At 43.1% G+C, this 1664-nt stretch carries 2 protein-coding genes; one reads left to right on the forward strand and one right to left on the reverse strand.

The genetic code is table 11. From position 1 onward, the window contains the following. Positions 1-17: 17 nt before the first annotated feature. Entirely contained in the window at positions 18-1121 is a 1104-nt protein-coding gene (locus tag AZ602_RS09865) for an RNA-guided endonuclease TnpB family protein (protein ID WP_103034742.1), read from the reverse strand. A gap of 48 nt (positions 1122-1169) precedes the next feature. On the opposite strand from AZ602_RS09865, the gene tnpA reads away from it, so the two are divergent. Next, on the forward strand, positions 1170-1580 hold the full coding sequence (gene tnpA, locus AZ602_RS09870; protein ID WP_103034743.1) for an IS200/IS605 family transposase: 411 nt from the start codon (positions 1170-1172) through the stop codon (positions 1578-1580). The last annotated feature ends 84 nt before the right edge of the window (positions 1581-1664 follow it).

Consider the following 1664-nt stretch of genomic DNA (forward strand, 5'->3'; position numbering starts at 1 on the left):
TTGACTTCCTCCCCTCCCTAAAGTGAGGGGATTCCTGCTCCCAGACGGCCAAGCCCGACCGCAAGAATGTTCCGACTGGCATTAATATCTCTATCATGCCATGTGCCACACTTTGCACAAGTCCATTCTCTTATTCGCAAACCTGCTCTACCTTTCGGACTACTGGACATATCGCCACAGCACGAGCAAGTTTGGGTAGTGTATCGCTCTGATACGATTTCAAAACGACAACCTGCGTTCTCGCACTTATAGGTCAGTTGTCGTTTCAGTTCAAACCAACCTGCATCGTAAACCGATTTGGCTAGTTTGCCTTTTTTACTGTTAAATTGGGTGGTTTTTACATCACCAACCACGATTAGGGCGTTATTCTTAACTAGCCCTGTGGTGAATTTGTGTATGAGGTCTTGGCGTGTATTTTTAATTTTGGCATGGATTGCCTTGACACGCTGTTTGTTTTTGGCTCGTTGAGCAATGGCTAACGCTTTGGCATATTTGAGCGTTTGCTTGATTTGTAGCTTGTCGCCATTTGAGGCGGTGGCACTATCTTTTAAGCCTAGGTCAATGCCTACACTACCTGTTCCGCACTCGGTTTTTGGATAGTCTTTGACGGTAATACACGCATACCAACGATTACGGCTGTCTTGCACCAGTTCGCAGGTGTTAATTTGGTATAGGCTAAGGTTGTAGCTGTCCCATAGGTCAATGATTAACTTTTGCCCTTTAGCTAAACTAAGCTGTAAGGTTGATTTTAATCCTTTTTTGCCTGTTTGGTAAGTAGCGATGTGTTTAATGGCGGATTGTTTAAACGGTAGCCAGCCAAGCGATTTACGCTTGGCATCGGGGTTGTTGGTTCGCCATGATAGTTTGGCTTTTTTAAATTGCTTACGGCTTTTGGCGTGGGTTTCGTTAATGGCTTGGATAGTTTGCGAGTGTAAGCCAAGTAACTCACCGCTACCTTTGGTATATTCGTTTAGGTCATACGCAGACAAGAATTTACCTGTTCTTTGCAGGTATTTGTAACTCAAGTCATTGACGTAATTCCACACAAAATTGACCGAACCGCTTAGGCGGTTAAGTTGGTCTGTGTGTTTATCTCGTATGCGTAGCTTGAGTGTTTTCATGGATTTAAGTATAATTGGATTTTTATATTTTACAGTTGGTCTAATTATATGTCAAATGATTTAAGACGTGGTAGGCATGTTGTTTACAATCTCCATGTACATTTGGTCTTTGTGGCTAAATACCGCAGAAAAGTATTCACTAAAGAGATTTTAGGCGATATGCAGGTTATCTTTGAGGAAGTTTGTTCAAAGTTTGAGGCACAATTAGTTGAGTTTGATGGTGAGAGCGACCATGTGCATTTACTGGTAGTCTATCCGCCTAAAGTGGCTATTTCTAGTCTAGTTAATAGTCTGAAAGGTGTTTCTAGTCGGCTATTGCGTAAGAAAGAATATCCGTCCATTAAGCAACAATTATGGGGCGATGCGTTGTGGTCGCCTAGCTATTTTGCAGGCAGTTGTGGCGGTGCTCCAATCGAGATTATCCGCCAGTACATTGAACAGCAGAATACACCACGCTAAACAACGTCCATGCGTAAACATGATTGCGGAGTTGCCTTATATCCACCGCCTGAAGTCGGTGGTTTTACGGCAACGAAGGATAAA

The sequence above is a fragment of the Moraxella sp. RCAD0137 genome (genome assembly GCF_002894025.1).
In the GTDB taxonomy this organism is placed as follows: Bacteria; Pseudomonadota; Gammaproteobacteria; order Pseudomonadales; family Moraxellaceae; genus Moraxella; species Moraxella porci.

What these genes read in the sequence shown, in the direction of transcription:
- AZ602_RS09865 (WP_103034742.1), bottom strand. Translation starts at nt 1,121, where the DNA reads ATGAAAACACTCAAGCTACGCATACGAGATAAACACACAGACCAACTT.
- tnpA (WP_103034743.1), top strand. Translation starts at nt 1,170, where the DNA reads ATGTCAAATGATTTAAGACGTGGTAGGCATGTTGTTTACAATCTCCAT.